This window comes from Lyngbya sp. CCY1209 (assembly GCF_035615495.1).
Lineage (GTDB): Bacteria > Cyanobacteriota > Cyanobacteriia > Cyanobacteriales > Microcoleaceae > Limnospira.
Genome location: NZ_JAJENU010000680.1, coordinates 16658 through 31685 on the forward strand (window position 1 = coordinate 16658; position 15028 = coordinate 31685).

10 protein-coding genes are annotated in these 15028 nt (G+C 51.6%); 1 reads left to right on the top strand and 9 read right to left on the bottom strand.

Going from position 1 to position 15028, the window contains the following annotated elements; genetic code table 11:
- Window positions 1–4: 4 nt before the first annotated feature.
- The 5 genes from csm5 to cas10 are packed head-to-tail and all read right to left on the bottom strand — an operon-like array spanning window position 5 to window position 6106.
- Window positions 5–1276 carry a type III-A CRISPR-associated RAMP protein Csm5 gene (gene csm5, locus LKE08_RS27960; RefSeq protein WP_324707578.1) on the bottom strand — a complete coding sequence of 424 codons (1272 nt, stop codon included), beginning with the start codon at window positions 1274–1276 and terminating at the stop codon, window positions 5–7.
- A gap of 5 nt (window positions 1277–1281) precedes the next feature.
- The gene (gene csm4, locus LKE08_RS27965; RefSeq protein ID WP_324707579.1) at window positions 1282–2325 is read right to left on the bottom strand and encodes a type III-A CRISPR-associated RAMP protein Csm4; all 1044 of its coding nucleotides are present in this window, start codon (window positions 2323–2325) and stop codon (window positions 1282–1284) included.
- 9 nt (window positions 2326–2334) lie between these two features.
- Window positions 2335–3279: a type III-A CRISPR-associated RAMP protein Csm3 gene (csm3, locus tag LKE08_RS27970; RefSeq protein WP_324707580.1), complete on the bottom strand. Its 945-nt coding sequence runs from the start codon at window positions 3277–3279 to the stop codon at window positions 2335–2337.
- Window positions 3279–3752 carry a type III-A CRISPR-associated protein Csm2 gene (gene csm2, locus LKE08_RS27975; RefSeq protein WP_324707581.1) on the bottom strand — a complete coding sequence of 158 codons (474 nt, stop codon included), beginning with the start codon at window positions 3750–3752 and terminating at the stop codon, window positions 3279–3281. Before csm2 ends, csm3 begins: the two co-directional genes overlap by 1 nt.
- 47 nt (window positions 3753–3799) lie before the next feature.
- Window positions 3800–6106, bottom strand: a complete 2307-nt coding sequence (gene cas10 / locus LKE08_RS27980) for a type III-A CRISPR-associated protein Cas10/Csm1 (RefSeq protein WP_324707582.1) — start codon at window positions 6104–6106, stop codon at window positions 3800–3802.
- Between the two features lie 467 nt (window positions 6107–6573).
- Between cas10 and LKE08_RS27985 the strand changes: the two genes are divergently transcribed.
- Window positions 6574–7263 (top strand): cupin, encoded by a 690-nt coding sequence (locus LKE08_RS27985; RefSeq protein WP_324707583.1) that lies wholly within the window; start codon window positions 6574–6576, stop codon window positions 7261–7263.
- A gap of 228 nt (window positions 7264–7491) precedes the next feature.
- Here LKE08_RS27985 and purF read toward each other — a convergent pair whose 3' ends face one another.
- The 4 genes from purF to LKE08_RS28005 form a co-directional block, all read right to left on the bottom strand.
- Window positions 7492–8970, bottom strand: a complete 1479-nt coding sequence (gene purF / locus LKE08_RS27990) for an amidophosphoribosyltransferase (RefSeq protein ID WP_324707584.1) — start codon at window positions 8968–8970, stop codon at window positions 7492–7494.
- 269 nt (window positions 8971–9239) lie between these two features.
- Window positions 9240–11627 (bottom strand): phosphoribosylformylglycinamidine synthase subunit PurL, encoded by a 2388-nt coding sequence (purL, locus tag LKE08_RS27995; RefSeq protein ID WP_324707585.1) that lies wholly within the window; start codon window positions 11625–11627, stop codon window positions 9240–9242.
- 257 nt (window positions 11628–11884) lie between these two features.
- Window positions 11885–13153: a pitrilysin family protein gene (locus LKE08_RS28000; protein ID WP_324707586.1), complete on the bottom strand. Its 1269-nt coding sequence runs from the start codon at window positions 13151–13153 to the stop codon at window positions 11885–11887.
- A gap of 203 nt (window positions 13154–13356) precedes the next feature.
- A complete protein-coding gene (locus LKE08_RS28005) occupies window positions 13357–14943 on the bottom strand; it encodes a Cna B-type (protein WP_324707587.1) in 1587 nt (528 codons plus the stop codon).
- Window positions 14944–15028: the final 85 nt, after the last annotated feature.

Sequence of the window (15028 nt, forward strand, 5' to 3'; positions counted from 1 at the left end):
TTAATTATCCCTTAAATCTGACCCACCCCGGAACATATTTAATATCTCCTCTAGGATCGACCACAGTACGACGAGATTTTGGAGCTTCAAAGTTGGGCGCTCTAATCCCACAAGTATCTCGAATCTGTTTTCGCAAATCATCCTTAAAAAGCCATCCTACCGTTGTTCCCGTCATGCCACTTGCCCAGCCAATTCGCAAATTATAAGGACATTCTTCCTTTTCATAAAAATCTCGAATCGCTTCAAAATCAAGATTTTTACCTTGATGCCGTTTGTTTTTCACCATCGCCCAATAATCATATTCTCCATCCCACTGATCTTGAGCAAAAGTTTGACAGATATTCAGCAATTCATCTACAGAGTGAAACGGAATTTTCATCCCTTGCTTGTGCTTGAACCAGGACAACATTTCAGTATCCAGAGCCAAGGCAAAAGTCGTTTTGACATTTCGGACAACCTCTGCATAAATAGAAGCTCTGTATTTGGCATTCCAATCCTCAAAATGGCTGGAAACGATAACTTCAGCTACAGCGGGAATGTTAAAAGTAACTATTTTGTTGTTTTTGAGCGTCACCTTTCTTTTAATTAAAGGTTGAGAATCAGTGACTTGGACGGCTCTCATAATATCAGTGTTTGGCCCGGTACGGGCTGAAATCGATTTCCCTTGGTAGTTTAATGAAAAATCAGAAAATAAACTATCCATGAATAGCCGATCATCTGCCCACTTTGACCTTTGTTTTAACTCTCCATTATTCAACTGCTGCCTGAGTCTTTGCTCGATCGCACTCACTCGGTTAGAATTGGGTACTCCATACTCCTGATCATTTTTGAGCAAGTAATATGCGATCGCTGTTCTAATCGCACCTTTAATTGAGGTTCCCGGAATATAAAGCTGTCCGAATCCGTTCCGAATCATCGGTCGTAAATCGGTAACTCTTTCATCCGTCCACTTAGCATCGATCGCAGCTTCTGGAAAAATGCGATTGCCCACAGAATCTTCAGCATCGTGCCACCGCTCACCAAATGCTGATTGAAGAATACCGGTCAGTTCTTCTCGACGCTCGATCGCACCAATATAGTCCTGCAATTTTCCCCGATTTCGCAATTCCCTTGCCAGAGCTTCTTGATCTGGAAGATAGACTTTTTGCCTTGTCTGAACATATTCAAATGGGTTCAGCCGAGATACCGCAGACCCAATATGCAGCAGGGGACTCGATAATGTAATCGTTCGAGTTTCGTAAACTTGAGGCTTGGAAAGATTAGAAGAAGCAACCATGATTGTCAATAGAGAATAATGGGCAAACTAAAAGCAATTCCACTCCGATAAATTTTATGCAATTTTTGAAATTGGTAGGGAGTGACATCCGCCAGTTGTCCGTCAGGACGCACGGGAAATACCGAGCCTTCGACAAACATCCGCACTTTTTTACGTCGCAGTTGTCGCCCCGAAAAGGGAGAGGAAATCCACCCCCCTCGTTCCAAGATTCCATAGCTGGCGCGATCGGCATGGAGTGTATCTGGAATGGGAGTTTGCCAAAGCAAACTGATTAAACTGTAGTCAGTTGGTTGAGAACAGTTGAGCAACTTTTTCCATGTATCTGATAAATCCGACCAGGTCGCTTCAAACTGTCCTGCACCACTCGATCGCTCACCACCTAAGCCTTCATCTCCCAGCAGATTTAAGGCTGCGTGAAGTCGATTTTCTAGGTCTTGATCGGCATTAATAAACTCGATCAAAAAGTACAAGCCACAGGAGCGATCGAATTGAACAAAACCAGTGTGGTAGAAATTCGTCGCCCGAGTCGTGCGATCGATGGCCACTTTCGGGGTTTTATGGATTTGATAGGTTTGGCTATAGTCAAAGATTCCCGCATTATTAAGAGAACCAGAGGTTTTAGTCTTGTTTGTATAGCCAATCAATTCGGTGCGATCGTCGTTCGTAAACCCATTACCTTGATACCAACGTTGCCAAACATCCAAAGGCAAGTAATGAATTTTTTTGTAGGTCTTGGCAAATTCCAAGTCATTCCCTACCGGATATCCCCGAGGAAATTTGAGCGGTTTTGGCAGGTAGTCAATCCTATTTTTTCCGTCATCATAATAAACAAATGTTGAACTGATGCGAAAAGGAGGTGATGGGTCAAAAGACTTCAGTAAATCTTCGACGGCATCTTTTCCAAACAAGCGAGCGTAGGTAACAATCAATGCACTAAATAATGTATCCGATCGCACCCGCTCGCTCGTTTCCTCAACTCCAATTCCGACTTCACCAAAATGGGCAGAATGTTGTCCAAAATTCAGGCTAACTCGCTTGTAGTTGCTCATAACTTAGGTTTAACTTCCTGGTAACTGAGATTGGATTTCACTAAATCGGCTTAAAAACTCAGAAGTGTTTTTGACAGATGGAAAGTTAATAGAAGTACCGCTGCCACCGGCAATATTTTCGTATTGTTTGGCATCGCGGTAAGAAAAATTAAAGTTCTCAAACTTCACTTTTCCGTAACCCCGAGAACCGTGTCCACCCAACGCATCGTCTTCTAAAATTGACAGGGCGATCGCCAAGTTTTTAACATCTTCAATCGCCTGACTTTCATCCTCGACGGTATATACCATTTCAAAGGTAAATTTCGATCCGGCTGGAACTCGCTCCAATTGTCTGGGATTCGCTGCGGCTGTCACCCGATCTAATCCGTTCTCAAACTTCCACTCAGTCATATACAACCCCGTGTCAATGTTGCGGAGTTGCTCTGCCGATTCCGGAGTCAAATGGCAATCCCGCACAATCAAACGAGCCGGACAATTTCTGCCTTTAATTTTTGTATGAGATACACCATCAATTGTTTTAGTTCCCTGCCCCTCTAATTCTTGTGACTGGGCGATCTCAGTGGGAATCCAACAGCTAGAACCGCCAGTGGAGCCAAACAAACGGCTAACCTGACAAGTTTTTGCCCCTTCATATTCAACATACTGATCCCGTTGAATCTCTGTATAACCACTTTCCAGATCGTCACTTTCATAGCGGTATGTTCCGCTGCCTCCACCCCGGTTTAAAGGTTTATTCAGCCATCGTTCCAAAATTGACCTCAATTTACCTTTAATCGAAGAACCCGGCAGATAAGGATACTGACTCACCGGGTCGCGAATCACAGGTTTATCCAGTCCTCCAATTTCTAACGTTTCTCCACCACCACCAATATGTAGTCCTGTTTCAATAATTAGAGTTCCGGTGATTTTCAACTTACCAACTAATGGTTTTTGAGGTCTTTCAATAACTGTCATTATTTTCCTCCTTCGGCTTTATGATAAGCAATAACAGACTCGATCAATTGAACTAATCGCTCAAAGTCTTCTAAAGAGTGTACCTGGTCAATAGCAGCAGACATAACATCACTTAAAGGTTTGGCTGCTTCTTGTCTGGCTGCTGCATAAGCCAACTTGGGCTTTAGAAGTACAATTTCCGGTTCAATCTCGGAAAAAAGCTGATTCTGATTTTCTTCAGTTTGAGCCAGCTTTGCCTTCAAACGATTAATTGCATCCAAAAACTTGCGGATCTGATTGGTTTCTAACCTCTTGTTTTTTAGATAGGGTCCAAAAATTTCAGCGTGTTTCACCAGATCTCGAATGGGGTAATCTTTGAGAGTCCCATTTTTCTGATTGTTCAACTGGTGAATTGCTTTAATTATCTCTTGCTCTGGGCTTTGAGATATTTGAGGCTGAGTTTGTGGGTTGCGTCTAGGTTTATTTGGGGTCATAGTAACTGCCTGTATTCATAACGAACATGATCTGAAATGGATAAATTTCATTCACGGTTAATTGAAGAACGGTTGAGTAGCTCCAGCCAGGTGGCGATCGCCCGAAAATAGGGAGCATTATAGGGGTTCTTTAGGGAAGTACGAATCGGTTCAAAATCAGGATGATTCCGGACTTGGGCTGGTAGCCTTGCCAAAGTATAGGCAATTTTTGGCAAGTGCAGAAAGTAACGGATATCCCACTGATCCTTTTGGGATTTTTTGACGGATTCTTTGATCATTTTATCTTGAAGTTCTGCCGTTGCCAAGAGATTCCTTACAAAACTTCGTGAATAGTTGATTTGTAGAGAGCGATCCAATTGTTTGACAAATGGCAAAACTCCCCAAAGACTCGGTTTCATTTCGCCAGACAGATAATTTTGCAATTCGCGATCGAGGTAATCCTGCTGACTCCGTTGCATATTTTGCAAATCTTCTGGTGAAGTTCCCAACCACTCATCCCATTTAAAGACACTGCCAAACAATCCTAAGCTGTCCCGACCATTTGCTTTGGCTTTTTCTTCTGCTTTGCCAGATTCTTCGGCTGCTTGGTAGAGAGGAAATTTGGGTACGGATAAGCTAATTCCACCCGAAAGGCTGATGTCTGGATGTTTTCCTGTATAAGCCCGAAAACACTGATAGACATCAAAGGCAAATTCGACCACTTCATGCCATGCACCGCTCACGAATAAATCATCTCCTCCAGCATAAATAAATACCAAATTTTTTCGCTCTCCCGTCAATCTTTGAACGACGGTATCATGTAAATTTTGATTGCGACATTGAGCCAGACTATTTAAATAAACTTTGAAAAAGTAGCTCATCTGTCGTGACAAACCAGCCAACCGAGGCAAGGTTTGATTATTTCCCAAGCCTTTGGCAAAAATCTGTCCTAATTTGTCCACATCCATTCGCAAATAGCCAATTCTAGGAATACAACCATCTTTTTGGGCAATATCTGCCATTTCATTGGCTCTCATTGTCCCGTATTCTTCCCGGCTATTTTGAGCATAGTTGCCGAGCAACAGAGACACGGATTTATGATTTTGATAATCGGCAACTGTCCAATTGTTGACCCAAAAAACCGTTTCCGAATCTCGTAAATTTTCAACTTGCTCCTTGTCTCGAAATAAGTGATAACAAACGGTTCTATCTGGCAATTTTATTTGCAAACGATCTAAGGATTTTGGAAGACTATCTCGAATTGGCGATCGCACGATAGCGTCCACTCGAAAAAGCTGACTGCCCAGGCGAAACATCCGCCGACAGATCGGACAAGCCAAAACAGAATCGGCTTCTTGATCGTTGAGCGGTTGCAAGTTTTCCTCATCATCTCGATGGCAAACTCGACAAGGTTCGTAAGTTTCCTGAATTGCCAAAACTTTCTCAAAATGACGGTCAAATTTGCGGGCTTTTTGTTGAGCCAGGTTTTGAGTAACGGTTGCCCATTGTTCAGAAAATTGGGCGGAGCTAATTTGTGCGATATCAAAATTTTTATGACCCAAGCTTAAAAATACTTTACCTTGAAATTCATCGATCAGCCATTCATTGAAACTATCTCGTATTTTTTGCACGCAATTTTCATGTTCTTTCTGCTCGGGAGCTAAAAGATATAAATTTCCACCCCCAACATAAATAATATTAGTGCGAGGTAGATTTAATTTGATGAGCAGTTGTTGAGCGATTTCTTCCGTTACCAATTCTAGATAAAAACTTCTGGCTCTCAGTGACTTCAATGCCCCATCCGATGAAATTGTATAAATAAAGTCTTGGATGCCGGACAAATCACCCGCTATTAAACTGATGTTATGAGCTTGAGGGTTGCCCGATATAATGGCCGCGATCGCAGCCGTTGATTTTGCCAAATCATATAGGGCAACGTTGTCAAATTCTAACGCTACATGAGAACCGAATTTTTCTAAAATCAAGGTTAGCAGGGACAAATTTTTCCAATCTGCTTCGGTTAAAGACTCGAGGGTTTTACGAATTTGGCGCTGTAGATTATCAATTTGGTTTTGCTGAACGGGTTCGGTTGTGGGATAGGGAATTGTCGGATCGCTATCTTGAATTGAGATAGGCGGTACATAATGCTTTTGAGATTGTCCCTGGGAGAGATTAACTGCATCAAACAATAGATGCAAAGGTTTAATCTGACTTGTCTCCGTCCAAGATAACAGTTGTTTGGCTCTGGCGATCGCCGGATTATCTTCTGAAACGCTGAAATTCTGTGGCAACTTGGCGTTTGCCCAATTTGCCAAATGCCAAACAGCTTGTTGGATGACCTGTAGAGCTTGATTTTTTGCTGTAAAGTTAACCATCTCAATCGTGAAACCTCACTGTATATTGGCCAAAATCCAAAGAATGAACTGGATCGCGATCGCATTTACCATCTCGATCGCCCCTCCCCCGGCAAAAGTTCTAAAAAAGGATGCAACACTTTTTCCACCGACCCCCCGCCCCGAGAACGTCCGAAGCCTTTGCCAGACGGGCGATCGCGACATTTAAAAGCTGAATGATTTCTCATAAACGCGGCCAATTCCTCCGGTTTATACTTTTATTATCAAACAGTGCCGAACTTTTTACTGTAAAGTTTCCTAAATCACGGTATCGGACGGCGATCGCGCCGAGCCATACAAACGGGACGCGATCGCACTCCCCCATCAAAATCGATCGCGCCTATCATACCTATCGGCCGAAATACAGAATTTTACGCAAATTTTTTTTCTCTCCCCCGACAAGTTCATGGCGAACAGAAATCGGGGCGATCGCCGTGAGACGCTGAATCGTGAGAATTTGTGGCTTGGGGGAGGTCGCCATGCAGCAGCGAGATTGGTTGATTTCGGGGGACGGCCGATGGGTGAGTTGCCCCCCTCCCAAACAGTGGGATTTGCTGACGGAGTGCGAGGACTATCGCCTCTTTCACTTTCTCGCGGATGTCGATCGCATTCTCGATGTCGCCGAGGAAGAAGACCAGACAGAGGACGTATTTTTACAATCCCTGCGGCGGCTGGTCCGCAAACTCATGCTGAAAACCTACTGGGTGACGACAAAAATTCCGGAACCCCAACCCGGAAAAGAAACCGCGATCGCTCTTTTATACGACGAACCCGGATATCCCCTCACCCTGCAAATGGAAACCATGTTACCCGGCGCCTCCACCCCCATTCACAATCACGGAACTTGGGGGATTTTGGCGGTGGTGAAAGGACGGGCGAAAAATATCACTTGGATGCGATCGCCGAGTGCCCAATTTCCCGATAAAATTGAAACGGTCGGGGAACAGATTTTGGAGGTGGGGGAAATTGTCAGTTTGACGACGGAGGCCATCCACGCCGTCGAAGCGGTGGGGGACGAACCCTGCGTCACCCTCAACCTGTACGGCGAAACCAACTTTTCAGGACGTTTTCAATTTGACCCCGCCACCCACGAAGCCAAACCGTTGGAAACCCTGGAGACGGTATTAAAACATTTGTAATCTCTAGAAACCGGGTTTCTTGGCAACCTCTCGATAAACAACCTGACGCTCTCCTAGAAACCTGGTTTCTTCCCCCCAGCGAGACAGCTCTAGAAACCGGGTTTCTTGGCAACCTCTCGATCAACAACCCGACACCCTCCTAGAAACCCGGTTTCTTCTCCAATCTCAAAAAATGTCGGGGCAATTTGCGAATTACCCCGACAGAACATGAATTAAAAACAACCCGAATTAAACCTCGATCGGCTGTTCTAACATCAATTTAGAACGCTTCACGGTTTCAGGTACATCAATCGGATAATCTCCGGTAAAGCAAGCCGAACAGAAACTGTTGGGATCTTCTTTCGTCGCATTCAGCATCCCTTCCCAACTCAGATACGCCAAAGAATCCACCCCGATTTGAGCTTGAATTTCTTCGACGGATTTGGTCGCCGCGATCAACTGATCTTGGTTGTCCGTATCGATGCCGTAGAAACAGGGGTGGGTGACGGGGGGAGAGGAAATCCTCATGTGTACCTCCGTCGCCCCCGCATCCCGCAGCGCCTTGACGATTTTACGGCTGGTGGTGCCCCGGACGATGGAATCGTCCACCATGATCACCCGCTTGCCGTCCAACACGTCTTTGAGGGGATTCAACTTCATCCGGATGCCGGATTCCCGCATATTTTGGGTGGGTTGGATGAACGTGCGGCCGACGTAGCGGTTTTTAATCAACCCCTCGGCGTAGGGGATGCCAGACCCTTGGGAAAATCCGATCGCGGCGGGAATTCCCGAGTCCGGAACCCCGATGACGATATCGGCATCGACGCATGATTCCTTCGCCAACACCCGGCCAATCCGCAGGCGGTAGCTGTACAGGGTTTCTCCCTCCACGACGCTATCGGGCCGGGAGAAATAAATCATCTCAAATACGCACAATTTCCGGGTGGGTTTTTGACTCCAGTGGAAGGACGCCATGCCTTCATCGGTGATCCAAACCAGTTCCCCCGGTTCCACGTCCCGCAGGTATTCGGCGCCGATGATGTCCAACCCGCAGGTTTCCGAGGCGAGGACGTACCGCTGGGGGGTGGTTCCCAAGGTGCCGATCACCAGGGGGCGAATCCCGTGGGGGTCGCGGACGCCCATCAATCCCGCCGGGGTGCCGATCGCCAAACTGTAGGCTCCATCGCACATCTCGAAGGCGGTGATACTGGCTTCCAACCAATCTTTCCCGCGATTCACCTCGGAAGCGATCGCCAGTGCAATTAATTCGGTATCCGTCGTGCTGACAAAATCGAATTGCCGCCGGGTCATCTCCTCTCGCAACTCGGCGGCGTTGACCAAATTGCCGTTGTGTGCTACAGCAACCGCCCCCAGGCGGGTTTCGGCGACGGCGGGTTGGGCGTTCACCACCCGGCTCGATCCGGTGGTCGAGTAGCGGGTGTGGCCCACCGCCAGATCCCCCGGCAACTGCTGCAAAATCGATTCGTTGAAGACCTGGGAAACCAATCCCATGTTCTTGTACAAGTGCAGGCGATCCCCTTCAAAGGTGGCGATTCCTGCCGATTCCTGACCTCGATGTTGGAGGGCGTACAAACCAAAATAAGTGAGTTTGGCGACGTCTTCGGCGGGAGCGTAGACCCCGAAAACGCCGCAGGCTTCCTCCGGTTTGTCGGGGTGCAATTCGGCGGGGCCGGGGTCGTCGATCGCGCGGGACTTATTAGGAATCATGGTGATGCAAAGCTCGTGAATTCAGATTGTGATGAACCGGAAATGGACCTTAAAAAAATGCGACAGTCTCGGACAATCTCCGCTTTTATTTTAACAATTTCTTAATTTTTTTGGGGGGGGTCGGTATCGCACCGATCGCGATCGCTCGCCCCCCGAAAAAGATTGTTAAAACGGATGATTGTCATAGACAAGACTGATACTGACCGTTCAATCTGAGATGCCAAATCGATGAGCAAAGGGAGGATTCGCGCCCACAACAGGCGTTTGTACTATGTCAGACGGCGCTCGATCGCCCCGTCGTAGCGATCGCACATCTCGGACATCCCGACTTCAGTTAACGTCAGGTTATGAGATGTCGCGATTCGCAGGGGGGAAAGCGCTGCATTTACTGTACCCAAATGGTGCCAGTTCCGGCCAGGATTTCCCCAAATTTCTTGCAAATAATCCTCCCAAACCCGTTGCTGCCGGGGATGAACCGAAACCAAAATTCTGGCCCCCCCCTCTCCAAATAGGATGGCGTCCCACCGTTCGGGGGAATCCGAAGTTAATTCTAGGTTAATGGTAGCTCCCAGCCGGTTGCCGATGCAACATTCGGCCAAAGCGATCGCCAGACCCCCTTCCGAACAGTCGTGGGCCGATCGCACCCAACCCCGGCGAATCCCCGTCCGACAGGCCTCCTGAACCCGCCGTTCCAACTCGAAATCCACTTTGGGGGGTTCTCCGGCCACCAAACCGTGTACCGTCGCCAAATATTCCGACCCCCCCAGGGTGACGTGGGTAGAATTGCGATCGTCGTCCGTCCAATTCGCCACCCCCAGCAGGTAGATCAAATCGCCCTCCTCCCGCCAACTCTGGCCGCAGGCTTGGGCCGGGTCGGGAATCAATCCCACCATCCCCACCACCGGCGTGGGATAGATCGCCTGGGGGTTTCCGTCCGCATCCAGCGTCTCGTTATACAAGGAAACGTTCCCCCCCGTCACCGGAGTCGAAAACGCCTCACAGCCCTCGGAAATGCCCCGACAGGCCTGGGCCAACTGCCAGTATCCGATCGCTTTTTCCGGGCTGCCGAAATTGAGGTTATCCGTCACCGCCACGGGTTCGGCCCCCACGCAGCTCAAATTCCGGGCGGCTTCGGCCACCACCCCCTTCGCCCCTTCGTAGGGGTCGAGGTAGACGTGGCGGGAATTGCAGTCCACCGTTGCCGCCACCCCCGGCCAAGTTTGGGAGGGGGTGGCGATCCGCGATCGCGCACCTATCGCTCCCTGGGGACGCAACCGCACCACCGCCGCATCCGCCCCCCCCGGCACGATGATGGTGTTGTTCTGAACCTGGTGGTCGTACTGGCGATACACCCACGCTTTCGAGGCGATGGAGGGCGTATCCAACAGCGTCAGCAACACTTGATTCCAGGTCGAAACCCCATCCGCCAGTTCGATGCCCGACGTCGTGCAGGGGGGCAGGGTGTCCGGCATCCAGGCCCGGGCTTTTTGGACGTACTCCGGCAGTTCCGGGGGGAGTTCCCGGTGGTAGATGGGGGTGTTGTCGGCCAAAGCGGTGGCGGGGATTTCCGCGGCGATTTCTTTTTTGAATAAAATGCGGACGATGGGTTCCGCAATCACCGTTCCGGCAACGACAGCGTGGAGTCCCCAGCGGTGGAAAATGTCGATGAGTTCCTGTTCCCGGCCTTTTTGGACGACGAACAACATCCGCTCCTGGGATTCGGAGAGCAAATATTCGTAGGGGACCATGCCCGTTTCCCGGACCGGAATTAAATCCAGGTCTAATTCAATCCCCACGCCCCCTTTAGCCGCCATTTCCGAGGTGGAACAGGTGATGCCCGCCGCTCCCATATCCTGGGCGGCGACGACGGCGCCGGTTTTGAAGGCTTCCAGGCAGGCTTCGACGAGGGATTTTTCCAGGAAGGGGTCGCCGACCTGGACTGCGGGGCGATCGGTGGCGGATTCTTCGCTGAGTTCCGCGCTGGCGAAGCTGGCACCGCCCATGCCGTCCCGTCCGGTGGTGGAACCGACGTACAAGACGGGGTTGCCGATGCCGGCGGCGCCGGATTTGACGATATCGGGGGTTTCCATGATTCCGATCGCCATGGCGTTGACGAGGGGGTTGCCGGTGTAGGCGGGGTCAAAATAGACATCGCCCCCGACGGTGGGCACGCCGAAGCAGTTGCCGTAGTTGGCGATACCGGCGACGACGCCCTGGAAAATTTGCCGGGTGCGGGGATTTTCCAGGGAACCGAAGCGGAGGGCGTTCAATACGGCGACGGGGCGGGCGCCCATCGTGAAGATGTCCCGCAGGATGCCCCCGACGCCGGTGGTGGCGCCCTGGAAGGGTTCGATCGCGGACGGGTGGTTGTGGGATTCGATTTTGAAGGCCAGCCGCAGTCCGTCGCCGAAGTCCACCACCCCGGCGTTTTCCCCGGGGCCGACCAAAATGCGATCGCCCTCGGTAGGGAACTGTTTCAGGAGGGGGCGGGAGTTTTTGTAGCAGCAGTGTTCGCTCCACATCACCCCGAACATCCCCAGTTCGGCTTTGTTGGGATGCCGTCCCAAACGGTTGACGATTTCTTGGTATTCTTCCGGCTTCAGGCCTTCGGCGGCGATTTCTTCCGGGGGAAACGGGCAGTTCGAGGAGATGGACATGGTATGCGATCGCACGTCAGGACAACAGCCTTTATTGTATCGGGAAGGGTGTAGGGTGTAGGGAATCGGGAATCGGGAATCGGGAATCGGGAATCGGGAATCGGGAATCGGGAATCGGGAATCGGGAATCAAATGTGTAGGGGCAACCGTCCCCGGTTGCCCACCTTTATTGTATCGGGAATCAAATGTGTAGGGGCAACCGTCCCCGGTTGCCCACCCGTTCCTTCAATTATTAATTATTAATTATTAATTATTAATTATAAAAGCGGTTTCACCACTGTCATGACGTACCGTTCCGGGCTAATGTGGGTTTTGGCGATCTGCTGCAATTCGGCCGCGTTGAGGGATTGGATCTGTCGGGGATAGGTGACGGAGAGTTCTGGTTGGGCGACGGTGAAGTAGTAGCCGTACAAACCGGCGAGTTGTCCCGGGGTTTCGGTGGAAAAGGCGTAGTCGTTGCAGAGGAGTCGCTTGCCGCGATCGAGTTCGGCCGGGGCGAGGGGGCGATCGCCGATCTCGGCCAGACACTCGCAGATCAGGTATTCCACCTCTTCGACATTTTCCCATTCCAGGGTGGCGTTGATGGTGAACAGGCTGGACTCCTGTTGCAGGGAGAAACCGCTGCTCAAGCCGTGCACCAACTGCCGATCTTCCCGCAGCAGTTGCACCAGCCGGGAGGTTCGCCCCTCGGCCAGCAGCACCGACAGCAGGTCTAAACCGTAGCCGTGGCGCAGATTTTCCACCCCCGGCCCCGACCAAGCCATAGTCATCCGGGCCTGTTCCACGTTGGGGAGCAACAATTCTTCGTGGCGGATGCCGGTGAGTTGGGGGGCCCCGTTTCCATTGGTGGACGGGCAATCTTCGGGTTTGCTGAAGCAGCCGAAAGCCCGGGACACCAGCTCCCGCGCCCGCCCCTGGTCCACCCCTCCGACGATCGCCACGGCCATATTTTCGGGCTGGTAGTGGCAGCGGTGGAAGCGGCGCATTTCTTCGGGCGATCGCGCCATCAGCGTCTCTTCGGTCCCCAACACCGATCGCCCGTAGGGGTGATTGGGATACAGCGTCTCCATCATCGCCTGAAATTCCACCCAATCGGGGCTATCCTGGGATTGGTGCAGTTCCTCCAACACCACCGCCCGCTCCCGCGCGAACTCGTCCTCCGGGATGGCCGCGTGCAGCAACAGGTCGGCCAGGGGGTGCAGGGTGTCTTCCAAATATTGGGCGGCGCTAGTGATGAAGAAGTGGGCGTAGTCGTGACTCGTGGCGGCGTTGGCGACTCCTCCCCGGCTCTCGATCGCCCAGTCGAACAAACCGGGGGCGATGCGATCGGTGCCTTTAAAAATCATGTGTTCCAGGAAGTGGGCCATCCCCGACCAGGGTTCGGGTTCCCGGGTCGCGCCGGCCTTCACCCACACATCGACCACCGCGACGGGCGTCGCCGGCATTTCTTGGTGGATGACGGTCAGCCCATTGTCCAGGGTGAAGACGGTGGCGGGAAATGTTTCGACAGTTGAGAGTGCAGACAACTTTTAACCTTTTAAACTCCCATTAATCCCCTACCTACAGAATAATGGTTCGTCGCCACAAAATCTGAGTATTTTGATACCAAATCGCAAGGCGCACAGAGACCCAACAAATCACCCCCGGCCGATTGACTCCGGCCGGGGGTGATGAAAGCTCATCGGGTCATACCGGTCAGATGGAAGCCCGAGACCGTCTCCACCGCCGCCTACACGACGGGAACGGGGAACTCGGAGAAGCCGAACGGCACGCCGGAGGCACCGTTGCTGGCCAGAAGTGCCAAGCCGTCACCCGCGATGACGGGTTGAGCGGTGGTCTGGAAGGGCAAGTTAGCCGGGGCTTCAGCCCGGACGACGAGAACCGGAGGTGCGGACAGCTCGGTGGAAGAGAACCAGCGGGAAACCTCGAAGATTCCGTAGTTTCCACCTTCGAGCGTCACCGTACTCGGCTCGGCGGGCAGGGGATTGCCGTTGGCGTCGCGGGCGATGATATCGGTTCCCGTCACCGGATCGAAGACCGTCAGGGGTCCGCTATCCAACTGTCCGTTGTTGTTGATGTCAATGTAAACCGTGGCACCTTCGATCAGGGGTTCGCCAATCTGGTAACCGCTGTCGATGTTGACATCGGTGAACACGAAACCGGTGACGGTATCTGGGACTCCACCTCCTCCGATCAAAGCCGGGGAAACGCTGAAGAAGAAGTTCTTCTGAGCGCTCTGGTCGGGAGGCAAAGCCACGTCAAAGTCATTCACCCCCGGGAGCGGATTGGTCAGGACGACGCTGCTGCTGGGGCTGGTGGCTTCCACCGGGAAGCTGGTCGCCAACAGTTCGGGATTATTCTCAAGGGTGTAGAGCAGATAGGGGTTTTGAGCCCGCTCTTCATCGGAAATCTCACCGAAGCCCGTGTCCAAGCCCTGGAGGACGTACAAGCCGTTGCGATCGGTGAGTGCGGTTTGTCCGCCGCCCGTCACCGTAATTTCCGGAATTCCCGGTTCCCCGGCATCGACCAGGCCGTTGCCGTTGAGGTCTTCGATCGCGAAACCGTAGATGCTGTTGGGAACGACGTAGCCGAGGTCTTGGAACGTGACCGCCCCGCCAAAAACGGTGACTGCTTGCGGAACGGTATTGGTGGCCTCGAAATCCTCGGCAAAGGGGGTGATGGGCGGAAGCCCCACCAGGGCCAGCTCCTCACTGGAGGGGGGGTCGTTCAGGGGAAGTAACGGTCTGACTTGGTAAGTCCCGGGGACGAGGTTGTTGAAGAAATAAAACCCGCTGGGTTGGCTGACGGCAATGGGTTCGTTGGCCGTCCGGACTTCGTTGTTATCTAAATCAAGGAACAGGGGAATGCCGCCGACGACGGGTTCGTCGAGATCGAAGATCCGGTTGGTGTTGTTATCGACGTAAGTCACCCCTTGGATGTTACCCAGACCGGTGGGCGGTGGAACGGGGGGGACGGGGGGGACGAAAACGCTGTTGACGATGGGAATCGGACCGAGGTTGGCGGCCGGGTCGGCGGGGACGCTCAGATCGACGGGCAGGTTGCTCCCGGAGGTCGTCACGCCGGCGGGCAGGGCTTGTTGCAGTTGGAAGGGCGTCCCGGCCCCCAGAGCCTCCAACCCGGCGATTGTATAACCTCCGTTCGCATCGGTGACACCGCTCAACTCGCCCGCGTCGAGGGCGGCATTGAACGGAGCCAGATCGGTAAATACTGTGGCGCCAGCCAGTCTCTGGTCGTTGGGACCGAGTACCCCGTCACCGTTGACATCTAGAAAACTAGTACCTGTAAGGTTTGACATTAGCTTGAACTCCTCCACCAAAATGTTGGGCTAAGACAGTTTATGCAAGACCAAGTCCTTGTTCCTCGACTTAATCCGAACAGAA